At 61.7% G+C, this 23,695-nt stretch carries 20 protein-coding genes, 5 tRNA genes and 1 pseudogene; 20 read left to right on the forward strand and 6 right to left on the reverse strand.

The features are described from left to right. The first annotated feature begins 136 nt into the window (after nt 1-136). The 7 genes and pseudogenes from BLU76_RS09775 to BLU76_RS32275 all read left to right on the forward strand — a co-directional run bounded on the left by BLU76_RS09775 (nt 137) and on the right by BLU76_RS32275 (nt 6,243). The gene (locus BLU76_RS09775; protein ID WP_063320292.1) at nt 137-445 is read left to right on the forward strand and encodes a PepSY domain-containing protein; all 309 of its coding nucleotides are present in this window, start codon (nt 137-139) and stop codon (nt 443-445) included. Further along, complete coding sequence (locus BLU76_RS09780; RefSeq protein WP_063320293.1) at nt 445-756, forward strand: PepSY domain-containing protein; 312 nt, start codon at nt 445-447, stop codon at nt 754-756. Before BLU76_RS09775 ends, BLU76_RS09780 begins: the two co-directional genes overlap by 1 nt. Next, complete coding sequence (locus BLU76_RS09785; RefSeq protein ID WP_063320294.1) at nt 756-1,424, forward strand: response regulator transcription factor; 669 nt, start codon at nt 756-758, stop codon at nt 1,422-1,424. The genes BLU76_RS09780 and BLU76_RS09785 overlap by 1 nt, the downstream gene beginning before the upstream one ends. Continuing rightward, a complete protein-coding gene (locus BLU76_RS09790; RefSeq protein WP_063320295.1) occupies nt 1,421-2,734 on the forward strand; it encodes a sensor histidine kinase in 1,314 nt (437 codons plus the stop codon). Before BLU76_RS09785 ends, BLU76_RS09790 begins: the two co-directional genes overlap by 4 nt. A gap of 253 nt (nt 2,735-2,987) precedes the next feature. Further along, nucleotides 2,988-4,304: a Na+/H+ antiporter family protein gene (locus BLU76_RS09795; RefSeq protein WP_161951748.1), complete on the forward strand. Its 1,317-nt coding sequence runs from the start codon at nt 2,988-2,990 to the stop codon at nt 4,302-4,304. 259 nt (nt 4,305-4,563) lie between these two features. After that, nucleotides 4,564-5,385 (forward strand): annotated as a pseudogene (locus tag BLU76_RS32270) (cache domain-containing protein); the annotation flags it as partial. 102 nt (nt 5,386-5,487) lie between these two features. Continuing rightward, on the forward strand, nt 5,488-6,243 hold the full coding sequence (locus BLU76_RS32275) for a methyl-accepting chemotaxis protein (protein ID WP_371856978.1): 756 nt from the start codon (nt 5,488-5,490) through the stop codon (nt 6,241-6,243). 266 nt (nt 6,244-6,509) lie between these two features. Here the strand turns inward: BLU76_RS32275 and yegQ are convergent, their stop codons facing one another. Next, nucleotides 6,510-7,841, reverse strand: coding sequence for a prephenate-dependent tRNA uridine(34) hydroxylase TrhP (gene yegQ / locus BLU76_RS09805; RefSeq protein ID WP_092149341.1), 1,332 nt, complete (start codon nt 7,839-7,841; stop codon nt 6,510-6,512). 147 nt (nt 7,842-7,988) lie between these two features. On the opposite strand from yegQ, the gene BLU76_RS09810 reads away from it, so the two are divergent. Next, nucleotides 7,989-9,050, forward strand: a complete 1,062-nt coding sequence (locus BLU76_RS09810) for an AI-2E family transporter (protein ID WP_092149254.1) — start codon at nt 7,989-7,991, stop codon at nt 9,048-9,050. On the opposite strand, the gene BLU76_RS09815 is transcribed toward BLU76_RS09810, so the two are convergent. The 3 genes from BLU76_RS09815 to BLU76_RS09825 all read right to left on the reverse strand — a co-directional run bounded on the left by BLU76_RS09815 (nt 9,047) and on the right by BLU76_RS09825 (nt 9,837). After that, entirely contained in the window at nt 9,047-9,229 is a 183-nt protein-coding gene (locus tag BLU76_RS09815) for a hypothetical protein (RefSeq protein ID WP_003203898.1), read from the reverse strand. The two genes, BLU76_RS09810 and BLU76_RS09815, sit on opposite strands and share 4 nt — an antisense overlap. A 90-nt stretch (nt 9,230-9,319) precedes the next feature. Next, entirely contained in the window at nt 9,320-9,514 is a 195-nt protein-coding gene (locus BLU76_RS09820; RefSeq protein WP_003203896.1) for a hypothetical protein, read from the reverse strand. Nucleotides 9,515-9,761: 247 nt separating this feature from the next. Next, nucleotides 9,762-9,837: transfer RNA gene (locus BLU76_RS09825), tRNA-Asn, on the reverse strand. A gap of 235 nt (nt 9,838-10,072) precedes the next feature. On the opposite strand from BLU76_RS09825, the gene BLU76_RS09830 reads away from it, so the two are divergent. After that, on the forward strand, nt 10,073-10,300 hold the full coding sequence (locus BLU76_RS09830) for a hypothetical protein (protein ID WP_063320300.1): 228 nt from the start codon (nt 10,073-10,075) through the stop codon (nt 10,298-10,300). A 212-nt stretch (nt 10,301-10,512) separates the two neighbouring features. Here the strand turns inward: BLU76_RS09830 and BLU76_RS09835 are convergent, their stop codons facing one another. Further along, entirely contained in the window at nt 10,513-11,709 is a 1,197-nt protein-coding gene (locus BLU76_RS09835; protein WP_014337444.1) for an amino acid aminotransferase, read from the reverse strand. 331 nt (nt 11,710-12,040) lie between these two features. On the opposite strand from BLU76_RS09835, the gene uvrB reads away from it, so the two are divergent. The 11 genes from uvrB (at nt 12,041) to BLU76_RS09890 (ending at nt 20,143) form a co-directional block, all read left to right on the forward strand. Then, complete coding sequence (uvrB, locus tag BLU76_RS09840; protein ID WP_063320302.1) at nt 12,041-14,056, forward strand: excinuclease ABC subunit UvrB; 2,016 nt, start codon at nt 12,041-12,043, stop codon at nt 14,054-14,056. Between the two features lie 224 nt (nt 14,057-14,280). Then, a complete protein-coding gene (gene gltX / locus BLU76_RS09845; protein WP_014337445.1) occupies nt 14,281-15,762 on the forward strand; it encodes a glutamate--tRNA ligase in 1,482 nt (493 codons plus the stop codon). Nucleotides 15,763-15,908: 146 nt separating this feature from the next. Beyond that, nucleotides 15,909-15,984: transfer RNA gene (locus BLU76_RS09850), tRNA-Ala, on the forward strand. A 79-nt stretch (nt 15,985-16,063) separates the two neighbouring features. Next, nucleotides 16,064-16,139: transfer RNA gene (locus tag BLU76_RS09855), tRNA-Glu, on the forward strand. A 53-nt stretch (nt 16,140-16,192) separates the two neighbouring features. Next, a tRNA-Ala gene (locus BLU76_RS09860) sits at nt 16,193-16,268 on the forward strand. Between the two features lie 75 nt (nt 16,269-16,343). Then, nucleotides 16,344-16,419 (forward strand) — tRNA-Glu (locus BLU76_RS09865). A 181-nt stretch (nt 16,420-16,600) separates the two neighbouring features. Then, on the forward strand, nt 16,601-17,140 hold the full coding sequence (locus BLU76_RS09870; protein ID WP_063320303.1) for a TetR/AcrR family transcriptional regulator: 540 nt from the start codon (nt 16,601-16,603) through the stop codon (nt 17,138-17,140). A gap of 28 nt (nt 17,141-17,168) precedes the next feature. Continuing rightward, the gene (locus tag BLU76_RS09875; RefSeq protein WP_092149257.1) at nt 17,169-18,002 is read left to right on the forward strand and encodes an alpha/beta fold hydrolase; all 834 of its coding nucleotides are present in this window, start codon (nt 17,169-17,171) and stop codon (nt 18,000-18,002) included. A gap of 45 nt (nt 18,003-18,047) precedes the next feature. After that, nucleotides 18,048-18,497: an acyl-CoA thioesterase gene (locus BLU76_RS09880; protein WP_092149260.1), complete on the forward strand. Its 450-nt coding sequence runs from the start codon at nt 18,048-18,050 to the stop codon at nt 18,495-18,497. Nucleotides 18,498-18,610: 113 nt separating this feature from the next. Then, nucleotides 18,611-19,570: a tRNA dihydrouridine synthase gene (locus BLU76_RS09885; RefSeq protein WP_063320306.1), complete on the forward strand. Its 960-nt coding sequence runs from the start codon at nt 18,611-18,613 to the stop codon at nt 19,568-19,570. Nucleotides 19,571-19,690: 120 nt separating this feature from the next. Then, nucleotides 19,691-20,143, forward strand: a complete 453-nt coding sequence (locus tag BLU76_RS09890) for an Hsp20 family protein (RefSeq protein ID WP_063320307.1) — start codon at nt 19,691-19,693, stop codon at nt 20,141-20,143. A gap of 205 nt (nt 20,144-20,348) precedes the next feature. Here the strand turns inward: BLU76_RS09890 and BLU76_RS09895 are convergent, their stop codons facing one another. Then, a complete protein-coding gene (locus tag BLU76_RS09895) occupies nt 20,349-23,627 on the reverse strand; it encodes a sensor domain-containing protein (RefSeq protein WP_092149263.1) in 3,279 nt (1,092 codons plus the stop codon). Nucleotides 23,628-23,695: the final 68 nt, after the last annotated feature.

The following is a 23,695-nucleotide window of genomic DNA, read 5'->3' on the forward strand; positions in this document are numbered from 1 at the left end:
TCGAATGCGGGTAAGCGGCTGATTATAACGACACAAAACCTTGTTATTGATGTGGGTCCCATGATGGCCATTCAGTTTCAGTTAAGTTCACCCCGATACAGTCGCCCCGGTAAAGATTATAAGAAGGAGATACCCCATGAACCGCCTGACTGCCTTTTTTATCGCGACCCTGATGGCACTGGGAACCAGCCTGGTTCACGCACGAGACCTGGACACGGACGAAGCCCGCAAACTGCAAGACGCTGGTACCATCCTGTCCTTTGAAAAACTCAACGCCGCTGCCCTGGCCGAACACCCTGGCGCCACCTTGACCGATACCGAGCTGGACGAAGAGTACGGCAAGTACATTTACCAGGTGGATTTGCGCGATACGAAGGGCATTGAGTGGGATCTGGAATTGGACGCCACCAACGGCAAGGTGCTCAAGAATCATCAGGATACGTAATGAAGCTTAATCTGCGCGCCCATAATCGATGGGCGCTGGCGCTGCTGGCGTTTTGTTCGCTGGCCGTGGCCCGGGACCTGGATCAGGACGAGGCCCTGCAACTGCGCCAGCAGGGTGTGATCTTGCCGCTGGAGCAACTGCTGCAACAGGCGCTGGACCTGCACCCGGGCGCCAAACTGCTGGAAGCCGAGCTGGAGGAGAAACACGGCGTCTATATTTATGAGGTCGAGCTGCTGGATACCGACGGCGTCGTGCGCGAATTGGACCTGGAGGCCGCGACCGGCCGCTTACTCAAAGATAAGGAAGACTGATGCGCCTGCTTCTGGTGGAAGATCACGTGCCCCTGGCCGACGAACTGATGGCCGGGCTTGCACGCCAGGGCTACGCCGTCGACTGGCTCGCCGATGGTCGCGACGCGGTGTACCAGGGCAGCAGCGAACCCTACGACCTGATCATCCTCGATCTCGGCCTGCCGGGCGTGCCGGGGCTTGAGGTGCTCGCCCAATGGCGTGCCGGTGGCTTGAGCACGCCAGTGTTGATCCTTACCGCGCGCGGTTCCTGGGCCGAGCGCATCGAAGGCCTCAAGGCCGGGGCCGACGATTACCTGACCAAACCTTTTCATCCTGAAGAGCTGCAGTTGCGGATCCAGGCGTTGCTGCGCCGCTCCCACGGCCAGGTCAACCAGCCGACGCTGAAGTCGGCCGGGTTGCACCTGGATGAGAGTCGCCAGTGCGTGGTCCGCGACGGCACCGACATCCAGCTCACGGCCGCCGAGTTCCGCCTGTTGCGCTATTTCATGCTGCATCCCGAGCAGATCCTTTCTAAAAGCCATCTCGCCGAACACCTGTACGACGGTGAGACCGAGCGCGATTCCAACGTGCTTGAAGTCCACGTCAATCACCTGCGGCGCAAGCTGGGCCGCAGCGTGATCGAAACCCGTCGCGGCCAGGGTTACCTGTTCGGCGGGCAGGCGCAGTGAGATCCATCCAGCGGCGCCTGAGCCTGGGGTTGATCGGTGTGATGGTGGTGGTCGGCCTGGTTCTGGCACAGACCAGCCTATGGTTGTTCGAGCTGGGCTTGCAGCGTTACCTGGAAGCCGGGCTGCGCAACGACAGCGAAAACCTGCTGGTGGCCCTGGTGCGCGGCCCGCAGGGGCTGCAACTGGATGAACGACGCTTGTCGCCGGCCTATCAGCGGCCGTTTTCCGGACATTATTTCCGTATCGACTTTGCCGATGTGCACTGGCGCTCCCGCTCCCTGTGGGACCAGGAATTGCCCCGGCTCGATCACCCGGGCCTGCACAGCAACCTGCAACTGGGGCCTGAGGGCCAGAAGCTGCTGGTGCTGCGCACCGACTATCGACGGCTGGGCCAGGCGATCTCCATCAGCGTGGCCCAGGATTACACGCCGGTGCGTGACAGCTTCCGCCGAATGCAGCAGATCGGCCTGGGGCTCGGGTTGGCGGGGTTGCTGTTGATTCTGTTGCTGCAACGCATCACCGTGCGCCGCGCCTTGCGTCCGCTGGACCGGGCGCGGGAGCAGATTGCCCAGTTGCAGCGTGGGCAGCGTTCGCAACTCGACGAACAGGTGCCACGGGAGCTGGAACCGCTGGTGGCGCAAATCAACCATCTGCTGGCTCACACCGAGGACAGCCTCAAGCGTTCACGCAACGCCCTGGGCAACCTCGGCCATGCCTTGAAGACCCCGCTGGCGGTGCTGCAAAGCCTGGCTTCGAACGAGAAGCTCGATCCGTATCCCGAGTTGCGCAAGCTGCTGCTCGATCAACTGGAGCAGGTCCGCCAGCGCCTGAACCGGGAACTCAACCGCGCCCGCTTGTCCGGCGATGCCTTGCCCGGCGCGCACCTGGACTGCGATGCCGAGTTGCCAGGATTGCTCGCCACGCTGAACATGATCCACGGCGAACACCTGCACCTGAGCTACGCCGCCCCGCCGGGCCTGCACCTGCCCTGGGATCGTGAAGACCTGCTGGAATTGTTGGGCAACCTGTTGGACAACGCCTGCAAATGGGCCGATGCCGAAGTGCGCCTGACCATGACCGAGACAGCCGACGGATTCAGTCTGGCCGTGGAAGACGACGGCCCGGGCATCCCCAGGGATCGCCGCGACCAGGTGTTCAGCCGCGGCACGCGGCTGGATGAACAGACCGATGGACACGGCTTGGGCCTGGGCATCGTGCGGGACATCGTCGACACCTGGGGCGGCCTGCTGGCGTTGGACGACAGCGAGTGGGGTGGATTGAAGGTCGTGATTGAGTTGCCCAAGCGCTGACCTCTATCGCATGGCGCCGCCCTCCTGTGGGAGCGAGCTTGCTCGCGATGGCGTCAGTTCAGCCACATGGATAGCTACCGAAAGATCGCTATCGCGAGCAAGCTCGCTCCCACTAGGGTGGGGCGGCGGTGGTAGTCAATATTGCGAGATTTGAAAACCCGCCCCACGGCCCTTGCAGCTTGCCGCCGCTTGCTGCAAAGTCGCGACCTTTTTGTCCGGTGGCTTTCCATCGCTGTGCTTTGAGGTAATGATGATAAATGCAGTAATTGCCGCGGTTGGCGTCATGCTGGTGCTCAGCCTGGCCCGCGTGCATGTGGTGATCGCGCTGATTATCGGTGCGTTGGTGGGTGGCCTGACGGGTGGCCTGGGGATCGAGGCGACGCTCAAGGCGTTCAACGCCGGCCTGGGTGGTGGTGCGACGGTGGCGCTGTCCTACGCCTTGCTCGGCGCGTTCGCCGTGGCGATTGCCAAGTCCGGCATGGCCCACGCCCTGGCGGACAAAGCCCTGGCCCTGGTGGATCGCCAGGACACTGCCGGCGGCAGGGGCGTCAAATGGGTGCTGATCGGTTTGCTGGGAACGGTCGCGGTCGCCTCCCAGAACATTTTGCCGATCCATATCGCTTTCATTCCGCTGCTGGTGCCGCCGCTGCTCTATGTGCTGACCAAGTTGCAGCTGGACCGCCGGTTGATCGCCTGCGTCATGACCTTCGGCCTGATCACCCCCTACATGTTCCTGCCGGTTGGTTTCGGCAATATCTTCCTCAACGAAATCCTCCTGGCCAACATCGCCCGCAGCGGCGTGGACGTCAGCGGCATCAACGTCACCCATGCCATGGGCATTCCGGCGCTGGGCATGGTGTTTGGTCTGCTGTTGTCATTGTTCTCCTACCGCAAGAAGCGCGTCTATGACCTGAAGAAAATCGCCCGGGTCGAGCAAGTGGCCGTGCGCTACAACCCACTGAGCCTGATGGTGGCCGGTTTTGCGGTGGCGGCGGCGTTCGCGGTGCAACTGCTGGTGGACTCGATGATCATCGGCGCCCTGGTCGGGTTCCTGATTTTCTCGCTGTCGGGGGTGGTGCGCTGGCGCGAGACTGACGACCTGTTCACCGAAGGCATGAAGATGATGGCGATGATCGGCTTCATCATGATCGCGGCCTCAGGCTTCGCCGAAGTGATGAAGGCCACCGGCGAAGTCCAGAGCCTGGTGGAGTCTTCGGCGGCCTGGATCGGCCACAACAAGGGCATTGGCGCGCTGATGATGTTGCTGGTGGGGCTGCTGGTGACCATGGGCATCGGCTCGTCGTTTTCCACGGTGCCGATCCTGGCGACGATTTTCGTGCCATTGTGCCTGCAACTGGGCTTCAGCCCGCTGGCGATCGTCTGCATCGTCGGCACCGCCGGCGCCCTGGGCGATGCCGGCTCGCCCGCCTCGGACTCGACCCTGGGCCCGACCTCCGGCCTGAACATCGACGGCCAGCACCATCACATCTGGGACACCGTGGTCCCGACCTTCATCCACTACAACCTGCCGCTGCTGGTGTTTGGTTGGGTGGCGGCGATGGTGTTGTAAGGCTGATTCAACAGGGCTCAAGGACCGAGTCGCATCCTTCGCGAGCAAGCCCGCTCCCACACTGGATCCGCAATGAACACAGAATATGTGTGCACCAGCGATCCCTTGTGGGAGCGGGCTTGCTCGCGATGAGGCCTTTGAATCCCGCGAAGAAGTTGCTGCCTGTACGCGATAGCCGGTTAAACCTGTCCTACAGTTTTGCCGTGCGGTGCCGTTAATACAGCTAACCACGCCAATAACACCTACAAGAGTGAACAGCATGCGCCTGAGCCTGAAGGCTAAAGTCCTGTCCCTTGCGATACTGCCGGTATTGCTGTCCGCCGTGATCATCAGCCTGACCACGGCTTTCATCTTGAAGGAGCAAGCTAGCAAAGAGGTCCAGCAGACCCGCGAACGCCTGCTCAGCGAGGCCAAGGCCACGCTGCAGAACTATGTGGCAGTGGGCCTGACCGCCATCAAGCCGCTCTACGATGCCGCTGCGCCTGGCGATAATGAAGCGCGTGCCCAGGCGATCAAGCTGCTGTCGAACATCAGCTACGGCAAGGACGGCTATTTCTTCGGCTACGACTCCGAGACCATTCGTCTGTTCAAGGCCAACAGCCCCGATGGCGTTGGCAAGAGTTTCAAGGACAACCGCGACCCGAACGGTGTCTACGTCAACCGCGACCTGGTGAAAGTCGCCAAGGACGGAACGCATTATCTGGAATACAGCTCGCCACTGCCCGGCAGCCAGGACTTGGTGCCCAAGCTCGGCTACACCGAGTACCTGTCCAAGTGGGACCTGGCAGTCGGTAGCTCAGTCAACCTGGACGGCATCGAGGCCCAGGTGGCCCTGGTGGAAGCCAAGGTCCACGATCGTGTACAAGGCGTGATATTGAGCATTGTCGGGATCGCCGCCGTGGTGTTGCTGGTGATCGCGGTCGTGGGCCTGTTGCTGGCCAATGCGATCCTGCGTCCCCTGCACCTGATGAAAGACAACCTCGACGACATCGCCGCGGGCGAGGGCGACCTGACCCGTCGGCTGACCATCACCAGCCAGGACGAGCTCGGCCAACTGGCCGGTTCGTTCAACCGCTTCGTCGACAAGATCCACGGCCTGGTGCGGCAGATCACCGACATGACCTCGCAACTGACCGGGCTGGTGACGCAAGTCTCCGAGCAGGCCCAGCGCTCCGAGCAGGCCATGGAACGCCAGCGCCACGAAACCGATCAGGTCGCCACGGCGATCAACGAGATGTCCTCGGCAGCCCAGGAAGTCGCCCGCAGCGCCCAGGGTGCCGCCGTCGCGGCCCAGCAGACCGACGAGGAAGGACAATCGGCCAAGCGTGTGGTGGCCGGCAGCATCCAGCAGATTCATGCGTTGGTGAACGATATCCGCAGCAGCGGCGTGTCCCTGGACAGCCTGCAGCAGGACGTGGCCTCGATCGTCAGCGTGCTCGGGGTGATTCGTTCGATTGCCGAACAGACCAACCTGCTGGCCCTCAACGCCGCCATCGAGGCCGCACGTGCTGGCGAGGCAGGGCGTGGGTTTGCCGTGGTGGCCGATGAAGTGCGGGCCCTGGCCAGCCGGACCCAGCAGAGCACCCAGGAAATCCAGGGCATGATCGATCGCCTGCAATCAGGCACCCACGCGGCGGTGGAAGCGATGCGCCGTTCCAGTGAGGCCGGCGACGGCACCTCGGAACGGGCCAACGAGGCGGGCGCCTCCCTGGACACCATGGCGCAACTGATCGGCACCATCAACTCGATGAACGCCCAGATCGCCAGCGCTGCCGAAGAACAGACCGCGGTGGCCGAGGAAATCAACCGCAGCGTGCATCAGATCGCCGTGGCGGTGGACAGCGTCGCCGACGAAACCCAGCTCGGCGCCCAGACCTCCCGCAGCCTGGCTGACCTGGGCCAGCGCCTGGGCAAGCTGGTGGGGCAGTTCCGGATCTGATCCCATCGCAGCAGGAGCTGCCGAAGGCTGCGATCTTTTGCTCTCGATCCAGATGTTTTCACCCGGGCAACCGGGTCTTATCGAGAAAGAAGGATCGCAGCCTTCGGCAGTTCCTGCCGGGTAAGTGGCGAGGGAGCTTGCTCCCGCTGGGTTGCGAAGCAACCCTGGAACCAGGCACCTCGGTGTAACGGGCTGATCACCTTTTTGGGGCTGCTCCGCAGCCCAGCGGGAGCAAGCTCCCTCGCCACATTGCCACATTGCCATAATCAGGCAGGCAACTCGCGCACATCGCGCATCAACAACCCAAACCGCAGGTCCACCGCATCCGGGATGGGCAGGTACACCACGTGTCCATCCCCCGGTGCCACCTCGATGCCCTGGCCTTTGGCATTCTGCAACTGATGCAGGTCGAAGTGGAAATTGCCCTTGGGGGTCATCAGTTCCATGTGATCCCCCAGGCCAAAGCGGTTCTTCACCCGCACTTCGGCCAGGCGTTCGCGCCGTTCGCCGGTCAGTTCGCCAACGAACTGCTGGCGCTCCGACACCGAGCTGCCGTTCTGGTAGTTCTGGTATTCGTCGTGCACGTGGCGCCTCAGAAAACCTTCGGTGTAGCCGCGCTGGGCCAGGGACTCCAGGTCGGTCATCAGGCCACGATCGAATTCCCGCCCGGCCACCGCGTCATCGATGGCCCGGCGATACACCTGGGTGGTGCGCGCGCAATAGAAGTGCGACTTGGTCCGGCCTTCGATCTTCAGCGAGTGCACGCCCATGCGCGCCAGGCGCTCGACGTGTTGTACGGCGCGCAGGTCCTTGGCATTCATGATGTAGGTGCCGTGTTCGTCCTCGAAGGCCGGCATGGATTCTTCCGGGCGGTTGGCTTCCTGGAGCAAAAACACTTGGTCGGTGGGCGCGCCGAGGCCCAGGGTCGGCTCGGGCTGATAGCTCTGCACAATGTCGCCCACGGTATTTTCCACCGCCGGTTGTGCCGCATATTTCCAGCGACAGGCATTGGTGCAACTGCCCTGGTTGGCGTCGCGCTTGTTCAAATAGCCGGACAGCAGGCAGCGCCCGGAATAAGCCATGCACAGCGCTCCGTGGACGAACACTTCCAGTTCCATGGCCGGCACCTGCTCGCGGATCTCGGCGATTTCCTCCAGGGACAGTTCCCGGGACAGGATGATCCGGCTCAAGCCCTGCTGCTGCCAGAACTCGACGCTCGCCCAGTTCACCGTGTTGGCCTGCACCGACAGGTGAATCGGCATCTGGGGGAAGTGCCGGCGCACCAGCATGATCAGCCCCGGGTCGGACATGATCAGCGCGTCCGGCGCCATGGCGATCACCGGTTCAAGGTCTTTGAGGAAGGTGCGCAGCTTGGCGTTGTGCGGGGCAATGTTCACCACCACGTAGAAGCGCTTGCCCATGGCCTGGGCCTCGGCAATACCCAAGGCCAGATTCGCATGGTCGAACTCGTTGTTGCGCACCCGCAGGCTGTAGCGCGGCTGGCCGGCATACACCGCATCGGCACCGTAGGCGAAGGCATAGCGCATGTTTTTCAGGGTACCGGCGGGAGCCAGCAGTTCGGGGGCGGCGAGGGTCATGATGGCGTCGGATCGCAAAAGGCGGCGAGGGTAGCCCATGGTCGGCCAGGCCTTATTGATCTGAATCAATGCACGGCGCAAACGAGAAGGCACTCCCACGAGTCCTGGCTGACTAATGTTTATCCCGCCTTAGGACATGGAAAGCTGATGAATCGAAAGATGCTGCAAAACAAAGCCCAGATGCTGCTCCTGGTGCTGGTCACCATCGCGTTCATCTGGATTCTGCTGCCGTTTTACGGCGCGGTGTTCTGGGCGGTGATCCTGGGCATCGTCTTTGCGCCGATGCAGCGCCGCCTGCAGTTGAAATTCGGCTGGCACCGCAATGTCACGTCGCTGTTCACGTTGAGCATCTGTGTGGTCAGCGCGATCTTGCCGGTGATCATCATCAGCACGTTGTTGGTCCAGGAAGGCGCGGCGCTGTACAAGAGCCTGGAAAGCGGAGAACTGGACATTGCCGATTACCTGGCCCGTTTCAAGGATGCCTTGCCGCCGTACTTTCAGCACCTGCTGGACCGCTTCGGCCTGGGCAACCTGAACGGCTTGCGCGACAAGATCGTCAAGAGCGCGATGCAGGGCAGCGAGTTCTTCGCCACCCAGGCCTTCAGTTTCGGGCAGGGCACCTTTCAGTTCATGGTCAGCTTCTTCGTGATGATCTACCTGCTGTTCTTCTTTCTGCGCGACGGCGCGGAGCTGGTGCGCAAGGTGCGCATGGCCATTCCCTTGGCGGAACACCAAAAGCGCCGCCTGCAGCTGAAGTTCAATCGAGTGGTGCGCGCCACGGTGAAAGGCAACCTGCTGGTCGCCATCAGCCAGGGGGCGCTGGGTGGGCTGATCTTCTGGGTCCTGGGGATTCCGACGGTGTTGCCCTGGGCGGTGCTGATGGCGTTCCTGTCGTTGTTGCCAGCGGTGGGGGCGGGCCTCGTCTGGGCGCCAGTGGCGGTGTATTTCCTGCTTTCCGGGGCGATCTGGCAGGGCGTGGTGCTGACGCTGTTCGGGGTGTTCGTGATCGGCCTGGTGGACAATTTCCTGCGCCCGATCCTGGTGGGCAAGGACACCAAGATGCCCGACTACATGGTGCTGGTCTCGACATTGGGCGGGCTGGCGGTGTTCGGGCTCAATGGCTTCGTGATCGGGCCGCTGATCGCCGCGCTGTTCATGTCGAGTTGGGCCCTGTTCGTCGAAACCACGCCGCGGGTGCAGTTGCCCTAGGCGCTCAGCAGGTACGGGCCGATGCGTTGCGACAGGGCCTGGGCGGCGGGCAGTGAAGTCAGCGGGCCGCTGATGGTCACGCCGTCTTGCACCAGATACCAGCAGGCCAGCAACCCGAGCTCCCGGAGTGGGGCAGGGACGGCGCTGCCAATGACAGACATGATTTGAACCTTGGGCATGGGACACCTCCATCAATCGATGGGGGTTACCTTACGACTCAGTGGGGGTAACGAAAAATCAACCGGCTCAATAGTAGGAATCGATGTCGCTCAATCGACGACCAGATCGAGCATGTGCACCACTTCCTGCTCGTTGAGCAGGCCCTTGCGCACCAGGTTTTCCGCCAGTAAGGAAAGGAACTTGGCGCTGCGGTGGCCTTCGAGTTGCTTGAGTTCGGTCAGCACGTTGTACACCTTGCTTGAGGTGCACAGGCCGACGATGCGATGGGGGTTTTGTGTTGGCATACCTTCGTCCTTGTTTTTATGAAGCTGTTGTTGGCGGACAGAGCCAGTTTGCGGCCCTGTCATGACGCTCACGTGACAGCTTGGGTTGTTGGAAAAAAGAAAGCAGGATTCAGACCATAATGCCTTTTTGGCGCCGGATTATTGTTCCTGTAGCGACCTCGGCAAGTCTTTTCAACCAGCTGCGCTTTATTTTTCCCACAAAAAAGCCCCTGAACCTTTCGATTCAGGGGCTTGATTGCTTGCTATCTGGCTCCACGACCTGGACTCGAACCAGGGACCCAGTGATTAACAGTCACTTGCTCTACCAACTGAGCTATCGCGGAATGGCGCGTATGTTACTGATTGGAAAAGAGAAGTCAAGCGTCCATTGGCGGGCGGCGCATTCCTGGTGCCCTTTGATGGTCAATCAACGATTGGCAGTTACCGTCAGGGCAGGAGAGGACTACCATGGTCGCCCGGAAGTGGCAGGATGCGCTGCCGGCCATTCGCCGACATTAAGGTACGCGCCATGAACCACCTGTTACCTCTTCTCAGTGCCCGCCGCGCCGAGGTGCTCTTGTGAGTACCGCCCAGATCAGCTTGCCCAAGGGTGTGGGGCCTCATGCCGAGAAACTGTACGACGCCATCACCCAGGCCAGCACGGCTGAGGAATTGAACCGTGCCGGGGGCAAGGCCGAGGGTTTTGTCCTGGGGCTGGAAAGTACCAAGGCGATCAAGAGCCAGGTGGCCGAGTCGCTGTACGTCGTGTACGACGATGCGGCGAGCCAGCGGGCGACGGAGTTGTAGTCCTGGAGGCTTTTTGTGGCGAGGGAGCTTGCTCCCGCTGGGCTGCGTAGCAGCCCCAGGAAATGCTTGAGCCAATCAGTCTGACACACCGCGGTGGCTGGCTTTAGGGCCGCTTCGCAGCCCAGCGGGAGCAAGCTCCCTCGCCACGGGTCGGTGTGCGGGCTCAAAAAAAACGGGAAGCCATGGCTTCCCGTTCTTCATTACAGAGACCTTCAGATCACCTGGACGATGGCCTTGGTCACCGCGTCGATGTTGTTCTGGTTCAGCGCGGCCACGCAGATGCGGCCGGTGTCCAGGGCGTAGATGCCGAACTCGTTGCGCAGGCGCGTCACTTGTTCAACGGTCAGGCCGGAGTAGGAGAACATCCCGCTCTGGCGTGCGACGAAGCTGAAGTCGTGGTGCGGGGCGGCCTTGGCCAGCATGTCCACCATCTGGATGCGCATGCCGCGAATGCGCAGGCGCATTTCGGCCAGCTCGGCTTCCCACTGGGCCCGCAGTTCCGGGCTGTTGAGCACGGCGGCGACGATGCTGGCGCCGTGGGTCGGTGGGTTGGAGTAGTTGGTGCGGATCACGCGCTTGACCTGGGACAGCACGCGGGCACTTTCTTCTTTCGATTCGCTGACGATCGACAGGGCGCCGACGCGCTCGCCGTACAGGGAGAACGACTTGGAGAACGAGCTGGAGGCAAAGAAGGTCAGGCCCGACTCGGCGAACAGGCGCACGGCCGCCGCGTCTTCGTCGATACCGGCGCCAAAGCCCTGGTAGGCCATGTCCAGGAACGGAACGTGGTTCTTGGCCTTGACCACGGCCAGCACGTTTTTCCAGTCTTCCGGGCTCAGGTCCACGCCGGTCGGGTTGTGGCAGCAGGCGTGCAGCACAACGATCGAGCGGTCGGGCAGGGCGTTGAGGTCTTCCAGCAGGCCGCTGCGGTTCACGTCGTGGGTGGCGGCGTCGTAGTAGCGATAGTTCTGCACCGGGAAACCAGCGGTTTCGAACAGGGCGCGGTGGTTTTCCCAGCTTGGGTCGCTGATGGCGACGACGGCGTCAGGCAGCAGTTGCTTGAGGAAGTCGGCACCGATCTTCAGTGCGCCGGTGCCGCCCACGGCCTGGGTGGTGATGACGCGACCGGAGGCGATCAGCGGCGAATCCTTGCCGAACAGCAAGGTCTGCACGGCCTGGTCGTAGGCGGCAATGCCGTCGATCGGCAAGTAGCCACGGGAAACGTGCTGAGCCACGCGAGCCGTCTCGGCCTCGACAACGGCGCGCAGGAGTGGAATACGCCCCTCTTCATTGCAGTAAACACCTACACCCAGGTTGACCTTGTTGGTACGGGTGTCGGCGTTGAAAGCTTCGTTGAGGCCCAGGATGGGGTCGCGGGGTGCCAATTCGACAGCGGAAAACAGGCTCATTATTGCGCGGCTCTAATGGAGAGTGAGGGGAGGTGTGGCGCTCCAGCCGAATGCACTAGAGCGGTGCACAAACGGGGAGCTAGTATAGAGGCCATCACTCGGCACGGCGACAGGCGATTCGGCTTTCAGGCTAAGTTTTTTCGATTTTTTTCGACCGTTAGTCCTTTCGCCGCGTCAAAGTCTTCAAGGCGTGTAGGACGTTCGTCTTGAAAGCGAAGGCATTCACCTCCACATTGTGTGCATCCCAGCTTTTTCCTCGGGCGACACCCGTCGTTTCGGTCTTTCTCGTTCCTGTCGGCTGGCCGACAGGGGTGAATCCAGAGGTTATGTCATGTCTGAATTCCAGCTAGTCACCCGCTTCCAGCCCGCCGGCGATCAGCCGGAAGCCATCCGCCTGATGGTCGAAGGCATCGAGGCCGGGCTGGCGCACCAGACGTTGCTCGGTGTGACCGGTTCGGGCAAGACCTTCAGCATCGCCAATGTGATCGCCCAGATTCAGCGCCCGACCCTAGTACTGGCGCCGAACAAGACCCTGGCGGCGCAGCTGTACGGCGAGTTCAAGGCGTTTTTCCCGAATAACGCCGTGGAATACTTCGTTTCCTACTACGACTACTACCAGCCCGAGGCCTACGTGCCGTCGTCGGACACCTTCATCGAGAAGGATGCCTCGATCAACGATCACATCGAACAGATGCGACTGTCGGCGACCAAGGCCTTGCTCGAGCGCAAGGACGCGATCATCGTCACCACGGTGTCGTGCATCTACGGCCTGGGCAGCCCGGAAACCTACTTGAAGATGGTGCTGCACGTGGACCGTGGCGACAAACTCGACCAACGCGCCTTGCTGCGGCGCCTGGCGGACTTGCAGTACACCCGCAACGACATGGATTTCGCCCGGGCGACGTTCCGGGTGCGTGGCGATGTGATCGACATCTACCCGGCGGAATCGGACCTGGAAGCGATTCGCATCGAGCTGTTCGACGATGAAGTGGAGAGCCTCTCGGCGTTCGACCCGCTGACCGGTGAAGTGATCCGCAAGTTGCCACGCTTCACGTTCTACCCCAAGAGCCACTATGTGACGCCCCGGGAAACCCTGCTGGACGCCATCGAAGGGATCAAGGTCGAGTTGCAGGAGCGCCTGGAATACCTGCGTTCGAACAACAAGCTGGTGGAAGCCCAGCGTCTGGAGCAGCGGACCCGGTTCGACCTGGAGATGATCCTGGAGCTGGGCTACTGCAACGGCATCGAAAACTATTCGCGCTACCTGTCGGGCCGTCCGGCGGGCGCGCCACCCCCCACCTTGTATGATTACCTGCCAGCCGATGCCCTGCTGGTCATCGACGAGTCCCACGTCAGCGTGCCCCAGGTCGGCGCCATGTACAAAGGCGACCGTTCGCGCAAGGAAACCCTGGTGGAATACGGTTTCCGCCTGCCCTCGGCGCTGGACAACCGGCCGATGCGCTTCGATGAATGGGAAAGCGTGAGCCCGCAGACGATTTTTGTCTCGGCTACGCCCGGCAACTACGAAGCCGAGCATGCCGGGCGGGTGGTCGAGCAAGTGGTGCGACCGACCGGGCTGGTGGACCCGCAAGTCGAAGTGCGCCCGGCGCTGACCCAGGTGGACGACCTGCTCTCGGAAATCTCCAAGCGCGTGGCGCTGGAAGAGCGAGTGCTGGTCACCACGCTGACCAAGCGCATGGCCGAAGACCTTACCGACTACCTGGCCGACCACGGCGTGCGGGTGCGTTACCTGCACTCGGACATCGACACGGTGGAGCGGGTCGAGATCATTCGCGACCTGCGCCTGGGCACTTTCGATGTGTTGGTGGGGATCAACCTGCTGCGCGAAGGCCTGGACATGCCGGAAGTGTCGCTGGTGGCGATTCTCGACGCCGACAAGGAAGGTTTCCTGCGTTCCGAGCGTTCGTTGATCCAGACCATTGGTCGTGCGGCACGTAACCTCAATGGCCGGGCGATTCTGTATGCCGACCGCATCACCGGCTCCATGGAGCGGGCCATCGGCGAGACCGAGCGCCGTCGCGACAAGCAGATCGCCTTCAACCTGGCCAACGGCATTACCCCCAAAGGCGTGTTCAAGGACGTCGCCGACATCATGGAGGGCGCCACCGTGCCCGGCTCGCGCAGCAAGAAGCGCAAGGGCATGGCCAAGGCGGCCGAAGAGAGCGCTCGTTACGAGGCCGAACTGCGCTCGCCAAGCGAAATCACCAAGCGCATCCGTCAATTGGAAGAGAAGATGTACCAGTTGGCCCGGGACCTGGAGTTCGAGGCGGCGGCGCAGTTGCGCGATGAGATTGGCAAGTTGCGCGAGCGTTTGCTGGTTGTCTGAGGTTGTGTGGCGACCTTAAGGGCGTCATCTCGAGCAAGCTCGCCCCCACAGTTCGATCGAATCGCCCAATGATCCCTTGTGGGAGCGGGCTTGCTCGCGATGGGGGCGATTCGGTCTGACGACTGGCGACACAAATCCCGCTCTCACTGGAGCCCGCCCGCCATCGCCTGTTACCATTCGCCCCCTGTTTGATCTTCGCTTTTATATTCTTTCCGAGACATGCCATGACCACCGTCCGCACCCGCATCGCGCCTTCGCCCACTGGCGATCCCCATGTCGGCACCGCCTACATCGCTTTGTTCAACTATTGCTTTGCCAAGCAGCATGGCGGCGAGTTCATTCTGCGGATCGAGGACACCGACCAGTTGCGTTCGACCCGCGAGTCCGAACAGCAGATCTTCGACGCCCTGCGCTGGTTGGGGATCGACTGGAGCGAAGGCCCGGACGTCGGCGGCCCGCACGGTCCGTATCGCCAGAGCGAGCGTGGTGACATCTACCAGCAGTATTGCCAGCAACTGGTGGACATGGGGCATGCGTTCCCGTGTTTCTGCACCGCCGAAGAGCTGGACCAGATGCGCGCCGAGCAAATGGCCCGTGGCGAAACCCCGCGCTACGACGGCCGGGCGCTGCTGCTGTCCAAGGAAGAAGTCGCCCGTCGCCTGGCGGCTGGCGAGCCCCATGTGATCCGCATGAAGGTGCCCACCGAAGGCGTCTGCGTGGTGCCGGACATGCTGCGTGGCGATGTCGAGATCCCGTGGGATCGCATGGACATGCAAGTGCTGATGAAGACCGACGGCCTGCCGACGTACTTCCTGGCCAACGTGGTCGACGATCACTTGATGGGCATCACCCACGTGTTGCGCGGTGAAGAATGGCTGCCGTCGGCGCCGAAACTGATCCTGCTCTACGAATACTTCGGCTGGGAGCAACCACAGCTGTGCTACATGCCGCTGCTGCGTAACCCGGACAAGAGCAAGCTGTCCAAGCGCAAGAACCCGACCTCGGTGACGTTCTACGAGCGCATGGGCTTCATGCCCGAGGCGATGCTCAACTACCTGGGACGCATGGGCTGGTCGATGCCGGACGAGCGCGAGAAGTTCTCGCTGCAGGAAATGGTCGAGCATTTCGATCTGTCGCGCGTGTCCCTGGGCGGGCCGATCTTCGACGTCGAGAAACTGTCGTGGCTCAACGGCCAGTGGCTGCGGGACCTGCCGGTGGAGGAGTTCGCCGCACGTGTGCAGAAGTGGGCATTGAACCCTGAGTACATGATGAAGATCGCTCCTCATGTGCAGGGTAGGGTAGAGACCTTCAGTCAGATCGCCCCGCTGGCCGGTTTCTTCTTCGCCGGCGGCGTGACGCCGGATGCGAAGTTGTTCGAATCCAAGAAGCTTTCGGGCGACCAGGTGCGCCAGTTGATGCAACTGATCCTGTGGAAGCTCGAAAGCCTGCGTCAGTGGGAGAAGGACAGCATCACCGCGACCATCCAGGCCGTGGTCGAATCGCTGGAGTTGAAACTGCGCGATGCCATGCCGCTGATGTTCGCCGCCATTACTGGCCAGGCCAGTTCGGTGTCGGTGCTCGATGCGATGGAAATCCTCGGGCCGGACCTGACCCGTTTCCGCCTGCGCCAGGCCATCGATCTGCTCGGTGGTGTGTCGAAGAAGGAAAACAAGGAGTGGGAAAAACTGCTGGGCGCGATCGCGTAAGCGTTCAATGAGGCAGGACATACCCCGGTTTTCCGGGGTTTGTCGGTAAGTGATTGTTATCCCGGCAAAAAATTTTCAAATTTGTTGAAAATAAATTTGACAGCCCTCCGATACGCCCTTAAGATTCGCCCCGTCCTCAGCGATGAGGGGCTATAGCTCAGCTGGGAGAGCGCTTGCATGGCATGCAAGAGGTCGACGGTTCGATCCCGTCTAGCTCCACCAATTTACACTTCAAGGCCTGGCCACACCGGTCTTGATGCGATCAACACTCAGCGTTGATCAGTTGTACAGAAGGGTTTGCGTCCCCTTCGTCTAGTGGCCTAGGACACCGCCCTTTCACGGCGGTAACAGGGGTTCGAGTCCCCTAGGGGACGCCAGTTTTACAGAAGCGATGTTGCAAGATGTCGCTCCGCCGCGAGGCGAAAAATCCGGGGCTATAGCTCAGCTGGGAGAGCGCTTGCATGGCATGCAAGAGGTCGACGGTTCGATCCCGTCTAGCTCCACCAATTACAGGTTCAAGGTCTGGCCACACGGTCCTTGAATCGATCAGTTCTCAGCACTGATCAAGTCAGAAGGTTTGTGTCCCCTTCGTCTAGTGGCCTAGGACACCGCCCTTTCACGGCGGTAACAGGGGTTCGAGTCCCCTAGGGGACGCCACGATTACCCGCTCTGCGGGATTTTATAAGGGTCATTCAATTCTTGAATGGCCCTTTTGTTTGTCTGGCGTTCGGCCAATTCCCTTGTCCTTGAAAATAGACTTCTGACCGGCGGTCAAAATTTCCGCTTGCGGAAAATTATTATAGGAATAATATTTCAATCGTAATATTCGGAGGCGACGATGAGCGATAAAAAGGCACAAACCCGTGAACGCATTCTCAAGGCCGCCAGCGACGCGCTGATCCAGCGTGGGCCGGCTGAGCCGAGCGTGGGCGAGGTGATGGGCGCGGCCGGCCTGACGGTGGGCGGTTTTTATGCCCATTTCGAAAGCAAGGATGCCTTGATGCTGGAGGCATTCAAGCACTTGCTCAGCCGGCGTCGCGGCCTGATCGCCGACATGGACGGCGAGCTGACAGGCGAAGAGCGGCGCGCCCTGGTGGCGGCGTTCTATCTGTCGCGCAAGCACCGCGATTCCACCGAAAACGCTTGTCCGATCCCGGCGTCGGTCGGCGAGCTCGGTCGGCTGCCGGATGCGTTCCGTGAGGTCCTCAATGAGCATATCGAGCTGATGACCGCACAGTTGGCGGCCAGCCCGGAGGACGCCGACAAAGTCTTGGCCGACATTGCCTTGATGGTGGGCGGCCTGGCCCTGGCGCGAGCACTGGGCCCTGGAGAGTTATCGGATCGTTTGCTGCGCGCCGCCAAGTCGGCGGTGCGATGAGCTAAGGCGCAAGCCCTGGAGATGAGCGATGAACAGGTTGAGCTGGATTCGTAGCGTCAATGGCACGCTTGGTTGGGTGGCTCCGCGCCTGGTGGCGAAGAAGATGCGTGGGGTGTTCATGCAGCCCCGGAACCTGCCGCCCCGCGACTGGGAGTTGCCGCTGCTGGCCAGTTCTGAGCGCATCACCTTGCGTTTCGGTCTGTCGGCGTTACGTTGGGGCAGGGGCCCGGTCGTCCTGCTGATGCACGGCTGGGAAGGGCGGCCCACTCAGTTCGGGGCGTTGATCACTGCGTTGGTGGACGCCGGCTACATGGTGGTGGCGCTGGACGGCCCGGCCCATGGTCGCTCTCCTGGTCGCGAGGCGAATGTCTTGCTGTTCGCCAGGGCCATGCTTGAAGCAGCGGCTGAATTACCGCCGCTGCAAGCCGTGATCGGGCATTCCATGGGCGGTGCCAGTGCCATGCTGGCGGTTCAGTTGGGGTTGCGTACCGAGACCCTGGTCAGTGTTGCCGCGCCCGGCCGCATTCTTGGCGTGTTGCGCGGGTTTGCCCGAATGATGGGGTTACCACCCAAGGCACGTTCGGCCTTCATTCGCGAAGTGGAGCGTGACGTCGGCATGCGGGCCGCAAAGATGGACGTCTCCCACTACCAGCTGGATCTGCCTGGGCTGATCGTCCATGCCGAGGACGACACATTCGTCTCGGTCAAGGAATCGCAACTGATCCACGAAGCCTGGTTCGACAGCCGCTTGCTGCGATTGCCCGAGGGTGGGCACCAGCGGGTGCTGGCCGATCCTCGTGTCATTGATGGGGTGTTATCACTGCTGGCCGGGCGCAGCCTGCAAGCGCGGCAATCGGCTTGATCATCCGTTACACTGCCCCGATCCACATTCAACCGGGAGAGGGGCATGGGCTGGGATCGCGCAACACCGTTCATTATTGATCTTCAGGTAAATGCCGAAGACATCGACGGGCTGGGGCACGCCAACAACGCGGTGTACGTTACCTGGCTCGAGCGCTGTGCCTGGCGTCATTCCCAGCGCCTGGGGCTGGATCTGGTGGAGTACCGGCGCCTCGACCGGGCCATGGCAGTGGTGCGGCATGAAATCGATTACCTGGCAGCCGCCTATGAAGGCGACGAGCTGCAATTGGCGACCTGGATCGTCGACTGGGACCAGCGGTTGAAGATGACCCGGCATTTCCAGCTGATTCGGCCAAGCGACAACACTACGTTGCTGCGGGCCCAGACCACCTTCGTTTGCATCGAACTGTCCACTGGCCGGCCCAAGCGTATGCCGCAGGAATTCATCGAGGGTTATGGTCCCGCCCTGGAACCGTCCGGCATCCTCGTGGGCTGATCCACCGCCATCGCGAGCAAGCTCAGCTCCCACAGGGATTGGTGGTGAATTCCGATGTCATGGGCAAAATCCGGTAAACTGCCGCACGTTTTTTCCTTGAGTGTGTCTTTTTCATGCAAATTGCCCTGGCGCCCATGGAGGGGTTGGTCGACAACATCCTGCGGGATGTCCTGACCCGTGTTGGCGGGATCGACTGGTGTGTCACCGAGTTCATCCGTGTCAACGACCGCCTGCTCACGCCGGCCTATTTCCATAAGCTCGCCCCTGAGTTGCTGACCGGTGCCCAGACCGCTGCCGGCGTGCCGTTGCGGGTGCAGTTGCTCGGTTCCGATCCGGTGTGCCTGGCGGAAAACGCGGCGTTGGCGTGCGAGTTGGGTTCCCAGGTTATCGATCTGAACTTCGGTTGCCCGGCCAAGACCGTGAACAAATCCCGGGGTGGGGCGGTGTTGCTCAAGGAACCGGAGTTGCTCAACCAGATCGTCGAACACGTGCGCCGCGCGGTGCCCAGGCATATCCCCGTTACCGCCAAGATGCGCCTGGGTTTCGATAGCCCGGACGGCGCGCTGGTGTGTGCCACAGCGCTGGCCGAAGGTGGCGCGGCGCATATCGTGGTGCATGCGCGGACCAAGGTCGACGGCTACAAGCCTCCGGCCCACTGGGAGTGGATTCCGCGGGTGCAGGAAGTGGTCAAGGTGCCGGTGTTCGCCAACGGCGATATCTGGAGCGTGGACGACTGGCGCCGTTGCCGCGAAATCAGCGGTGTCGAAGACATCATGCTCGGTCGCGGTCTCGTTTCCCGTCCTGACCTGGCCCGGCAGATCGCCGCCGCTCGAGCCGGTGAGGAGGTGGTCGAGATGTCCTGGGTCGAACTGCAGCCGATGCTCCACGACTTCTGGGTGCAAGTGGTCGAGCAACTGACACCGCGCCAGGCCCCGGGCCGGTTGAAGCAGTGGCTGGCGATGCTGACTCGCAATTACCCCGAAGCGGTGGCGCTGTTTAGCGCTTTGCGCCGGGAAACCGACCTGGACGCGGTGGGCCATTTGCTGGGTGTGCAGCGCACCGAAGCGGCCTGAAAAAAATTTCAGAAAAAGCTCTTGAAAAGTTTTTGGCGGTCCCTAGATAAGGGTTACGCGATGCCGAATTCGGGTCGCGGAGACAAAAAAACTTGCTGAATTTTTCAGGAGATTTGAATCATGAGTACTGCATTTTCGCTGGCCCCTCTGTTCCGTTCCTCGGTAGGTTTCGACCGTTTCAATGACTTGTTCGAAACCGCCCTGCGCAACGAGCCGGGCAGCAGCTATCCACCCTACAACGTGGAAAAACATGGTGATGACGAGTACCGCATCGTGGTCGCCGCCGCCGGGTTCCAGGAAGAAGACCTGGACCTGCAAGTGGAAAAAGGTGTGCTGACCATCAGTGGTGGCAAACGTGAAGCCAGTAACGACAGCGTCACCTACCTGCACCAGGGCATCGCCCAGCGTGCGTTCAAGCTGTCCTTCCGGTTGGCCGACCATATCGAGATCAAGTCCGCCGGCCTGCGTAACGGTCTGTTGAGCATCGACCTGCTGCGAGTGGTTCCGGAAGAGGCGAAAGCCAAGCGCATCCCGATCAACGGTGCGCAGCAGCAACCCGCGCTGCAAAACTGATGCATCGCAACTGAAGAAGGGCGCCAGATGGCGCCCTTTTTCATATTTGTACCTGTGGCGAGGGAGCTTGCTCCCGTTGGACTGCGCAGCAGTCCCAATCAATTGTCGAGGTACAGTCGACCGCTTTGTAGGGCTGCTGCGCAGCCCAGCGGGAGCAAGCTCCCTCGCCACAACATCGCCTGGCTCGGCTTTCTCATATTCCTTTCTATGGCAACAACCGCTCAAACGCCTCCAGCGGCAGCGGTCGGCTATGCAAATAACCCTGGTATAGATGGCAATCGAGCCCTTGCAGGAAGTGCAATTGCTCCAGGGTCTCCACGCCTTCGGCAATCATGATCAGGTTGAGGCTGCGGGCCATGGCGACGATGGCGCGGATGATTTCGGCGTCGTTGGGGTCGCTGGTGGCGTCGCGCACGAATGACTGGTCGATTTTCAGCGTGTCCACCGGCAGGCGCTTGAGGTAGGTCAGCGACGAATAACCGGTGCCGAAATCATCCATGGCGAAGCTCACCCCCAGTTTCTTGAGCCGGCGCATCTTGGCAATGGTGTCGTCCAGGTTCTGGATCACGATGCCTTCGGTGATCTCCAGTTTCAGCAGGGAGAAGGGCAGGCCATGAGTGACGAGGCTATTTTCGATGCGTTCGACAAAGTCGCTCTGGCGGAATTGCCGTGGGCTGATGTTCACGCACAGGCTGAATTGCTGGGGATCGATCTTGCCCTTGGCGATCAGTTGCTTGAAGCCGTCGCAGGCTTCATCGAGGATCCAGGTCCCGACTTCCAGGATCAGGCCACTGTCCTCCAGCACTTTGATGAATTCGTTAGGCGATTGGGCGCCCAGGTCCGGGTGGTGCCAGCGCACCAGGGCTTCGGCGCCGATGATGCGGTTGTCCCGGGCATCGACCTGAGGCTGGAAATGCACGCTGAACTCGCCACGGGCCAGGGCAAGGCGCAGATCGGTCTCCATGCGTAGTCGTTCGCTGGCGGCTTTTTGCATGGTGGTGTGAAACATCTGCGAGGTGTTGCGCCCTGAGTCCTTGGCGCGGTACAGCGCAATGTCGGCGCGCTTGAGCAAATCGGTGGGCGTGGAACCGTGGTCGGGAATCAGCGCTATACCGATGCTCGGCGTGACCTGCAGTCGCTGCCCATCGAGGAACATCGGCTCCGAGAGCAATTCGCGCAGGGTGTTGGCCAGGGTCTGCACTTGCTTGCTGACATCGCTGCGCGAGCCTTCCAGGCCGCTGAGCAGCACCACGAACTCATCGCCACCCAGCCGTGCGACGGTGTCTTCCAGGCGCACGCTGGCCTCCAGGCGTGCGGTGATGATCTTCAGCACGGTGTCGCCCACCGGGTGACCGAGGGAGTCGTTGATGTGCTTGAAGTGATCCAGATCGAGAAACAGCAGGGCGCCGCGCAAGTTGTGGCGCTTGAGCAGGGCGATCTGCTGGCTCAGCCGGTCCATCAGCAAGGCGCGGTTGGGCAGGTTGGTCAGCGGGTCGTGGTAGGCCAGGTGGCGGATCTGGGCTTCGGCATTGCGCAGCAGGCTCACGTCCCGGGCGGTCAGCAGCAGGCACGCCGTTTCATTGAGGGTGATGGGCTCGACCGAGACCTCCACCGTAAGGATTTCCCCCCGTTTATTGCGCCCGAGCATCTCCTGGTGAACGACGCGGCCCTTGAGTCGCAGCTCGGCCAGCAAGGCGGCTCGCTGTTTTTCTTCGGCCCAGATCCCCACTTCGTAGACGGTGTGCCCGATCACTTCGTCGGCGCGGTAGCCGGTCAGCCGGCAGAAGCCGTCGTTGACCTCGAGGTAGCGACCGCTTTCGAGCTCGGTGATGGTGATGGCGTCGGGGCTGGAATGAAAGGCCTTGGCGAATTTCTCTTCACTGGCCTTGAGGGCGGCTTCGGAGCGTTGTTGCTGCGTGATGTCCCGCAAGGTCGTGACGATGCAGGGCTGGTTGCCGACGTTGATTTGCCGGCTGGAAATCACACAGGTCAATGGCTGGCCGTTCTTATGGTGAACGACGATGGCGACATTGTTCAGCGATTGTTCGCGGATCACCCGTTCGATGCGTTGCAGGCTGCTGCCCGAGGCATCCCATAGGCCGATTTCGTCGGCGTCGAGACCAATCACGTCGCTGGCGGTCCAGCCGAAGGTCTGGGTGAAACTGGAATTGATCTCAAGGAACCGGCCGCTGTCCTGGTGAGTGACGCAGATGGGGTCGGGGCTGACCTGGAACAGTGTGGCGAATTTTTCCTCCGAGGCGGCCAGGCTTTGTTCGCGCTCCACCTGGTCGGTGATGTCGAGCAAGGTGCCGGCCATGCGCAAGGGGCTGCCGTCGTCGTTGCGGTAGAGGCGGGCGCGGCTTTCCAGGTAGCGCGAGCTGCCGTCCGGCAGTTGCACGCGGTAGGTCAACTGATAGTTGCCCGCCGGGCCTTCGCGCAGGCTGCGATAGGCATTGCGCATGTTGTTGCGTTCTTCAGTGGGGACGCCTTCGAAAAACGCATCGAACGATTCGTGGAACGGCTTGGGCTCCAGGCCATGGAGCTGCGCGGCCCGGGCCGAGCCGTAGAGCATGCCGCTGGGAATGTGCCAGTCCCAGGTGCCCAGTTGCGCCGAGTCAAGGGCCAGGTCCAGGCGTTCCTGGCTGTCCTTGAGGGCCTGTTCGGCGAGTTTGCGCTCGGTGGTGTCGAGGAAGGTACTCAACAGGTAGGGCTGGCCCTCCAGCTCGACTTTCTGTGCGCTGAGCAGGCCGGTGTGGATCTGGCCGTTGCTGGCCCGCAGTTCCACCTCCATGCTCGCCAGTTCGCCCCTGGCCTTGATGACCTCCAACAGTTTTACCCGTTGCCCGGGGTCGACCCACAGGCCCAGTTCCAGGGTGGTCCGGCCAATCACATCGTGCAGCGGCCAGCCGAACAGGCTTTCGAAATACTGGTTGGCCTCGCTGATCATCCCGTCTTCCTGGCGGGTCAGCAACACCATGTTCGGGCTCAGGTGGAACAGCGTGGCAAAGCGCTTTTCCGAACTGCGCAGCGCCTGTTCCCGCTCGCGCTGATGGGTGATTTCGCGGATCACCCCGATCATGCGCGGGCGCCCATGCTTGTCGGGCAGCACGCTGCCGCTGATCTCCAGCCAGTGCAGGCTGCCATCGGGCCAGACGATGCGGTGGTGCATGGCCTGTTCCAGCGGCGCTCCGGCCACTGCCGCGTGAAAGGCGCGCACGGCCCGGGCCCGGTCTTCGGGTAGTAACAGGTCCAGATAATCCACATCCGCTGGCAATGGCTGGCGCGGATCGAAGCCGAACAGCGCCTGGGTGCCCCGGGACCAGCTGATCTGTCCGCTGTCGATGTCCCACGACCAGGCCCCCAGCCGTGCACCGTTCAGGGCGGCCAGCAACTGCTGCGCGCTGTCCCAGCTTTGTTCGGACCGTTTCGGGTCGAGCGCCTGGATGCGTGGCAAGGGCGGAAGGTGGTCAGCGGGTTTGGGCATTATCTCGCGAGCCTTGAGCGGGTTTGGGCATAAAGCACAAGCGTTCGGGCCCTACAGGCGCGGCACAA

This window comes from Pseudomonas sp. NFACC08-1 (assembly GCF_900106735.1).
In the GTDB taxonomy this organism is placed as follows: Bacteria; Pseudomonadota; Gammaproteobacteria; order Pseudomonadales; family Pseudomonadaceae; genus Aquipseudomonas; species Aquipseudomonas fluorescens_Q.

Coding starts and splice junctions, on each gene's coding strand:
- BLU76_RS09890 (WP_063320307.1), top strand. CDS start 19,691: ATGAGTACTGCATTTTCGCTGGCCCCTCTGTTCCGTTCCTCGGTAGGT.
- BLU76_RS32275 (WP_371856978.1), top strand. CDS start 5,488: ATGGAACGCCAGCGCCACGAAACCGATCAGGTCGCCACGGCGATCAAC.
- BLU76_RS09875 (WP_092149257.1), top strand. CDS start 17,169: ATGAACAGGTTGAGCTGGATTCGTAGCGTCAATGGCACGCTTGGTTGG.
- gltX (WP_014337445.1), top strand. CDS start 14,281: ATGACCACCGTCCGCACCCGCATCGCGCCTTCGCCCACTGGCGATCCC.
- BLU76_RS09775 (WP_063320292.1), top strand. CDS start 137: ATGAACCGCCTGACTGCCTTTTTTATCGCGACCCTGATGGCACTGGGA.
- uvrB (WP_063320302.1), top strand. CDS start 12,041: ATGTCTGAATTCCAGCTAGTCACCCGCTTCCAGCCCGCCGGCGATCAG.
- BLU76_RS09895 (WP_092149263.1), bottom strand. CDS start 23,627: ATGCCCAAACCCGCTGACCACCTTCCGCCCTTGCCACGCATCCAGGCG.
- BLU76_RS09780 (WP_063320293.1), top strand. CDS start 445: ATGAAGCTTAATCTGCGCGCCCATAATCGATGGGCGCTGGCGCTGCTG.
- BLU76_RS09810 (WP_092149254.1), top strand. CDS start 7,989: ATGAATCGAAAGATGCTGCAAAACAAAGCCCAGATGCTGCTCCTGGTG.
- yegQ (WP_092149341.1), bottom strand. CDS start 7,841: ATGACCCTCGCCGCCCCCGAACTGCTGGCTCCCGCCGGTACCCTGAAA.
- BLU76_RS09815 (WP_003203898.1), bottom strand. CDS start 9,229: ATGCCCAAGGTTCAAATCATGTCTGTCATTGGCAGCGCCGTCCCTGCC.
- BLU76_RS09885 (WP_063320306.1), top strand. CDS start 18,611: ATGCAAATTGCCCTGGCGCCCATGGAGGGGTTGGTCGACAACATCCTG.
- BLU76_RS09820 (WP_003203896.1), bottom strand. CDS start 9,514: ATGCCAACACAAAACCCCCATCGCATCGTCGGCCTGTGCACCTCAAGC.
- BLU76_RS09870 (WP_063320303.1), top strand. CDS start 16,601: ATGAGCGATAAAAAGGCACAAACCCGTGAACGCATTCTCAAGGCCGCC.
- BLU76_RS09785 (WP_063320294.1), top strand. CDS start 756: ATGCGCCTGCTTCTGGTGGAAGATCACGTGCCCCTGGCCGACGAACTG.
- BLU76_RS09880 (WP_092149260.1), top strand. CDS start 18,048: ATGGGCTGGGATCGCGCAACACCGTTCATTATTGATCTTCAGGTAAAT.
- BLU76_RS09835 (WP_014337444.1), bottom strand. CDS start 11,709: ATGAGCCTGTTTTCCGCTGTCGAATTGGCACCCCGCGACCCCATCCTG.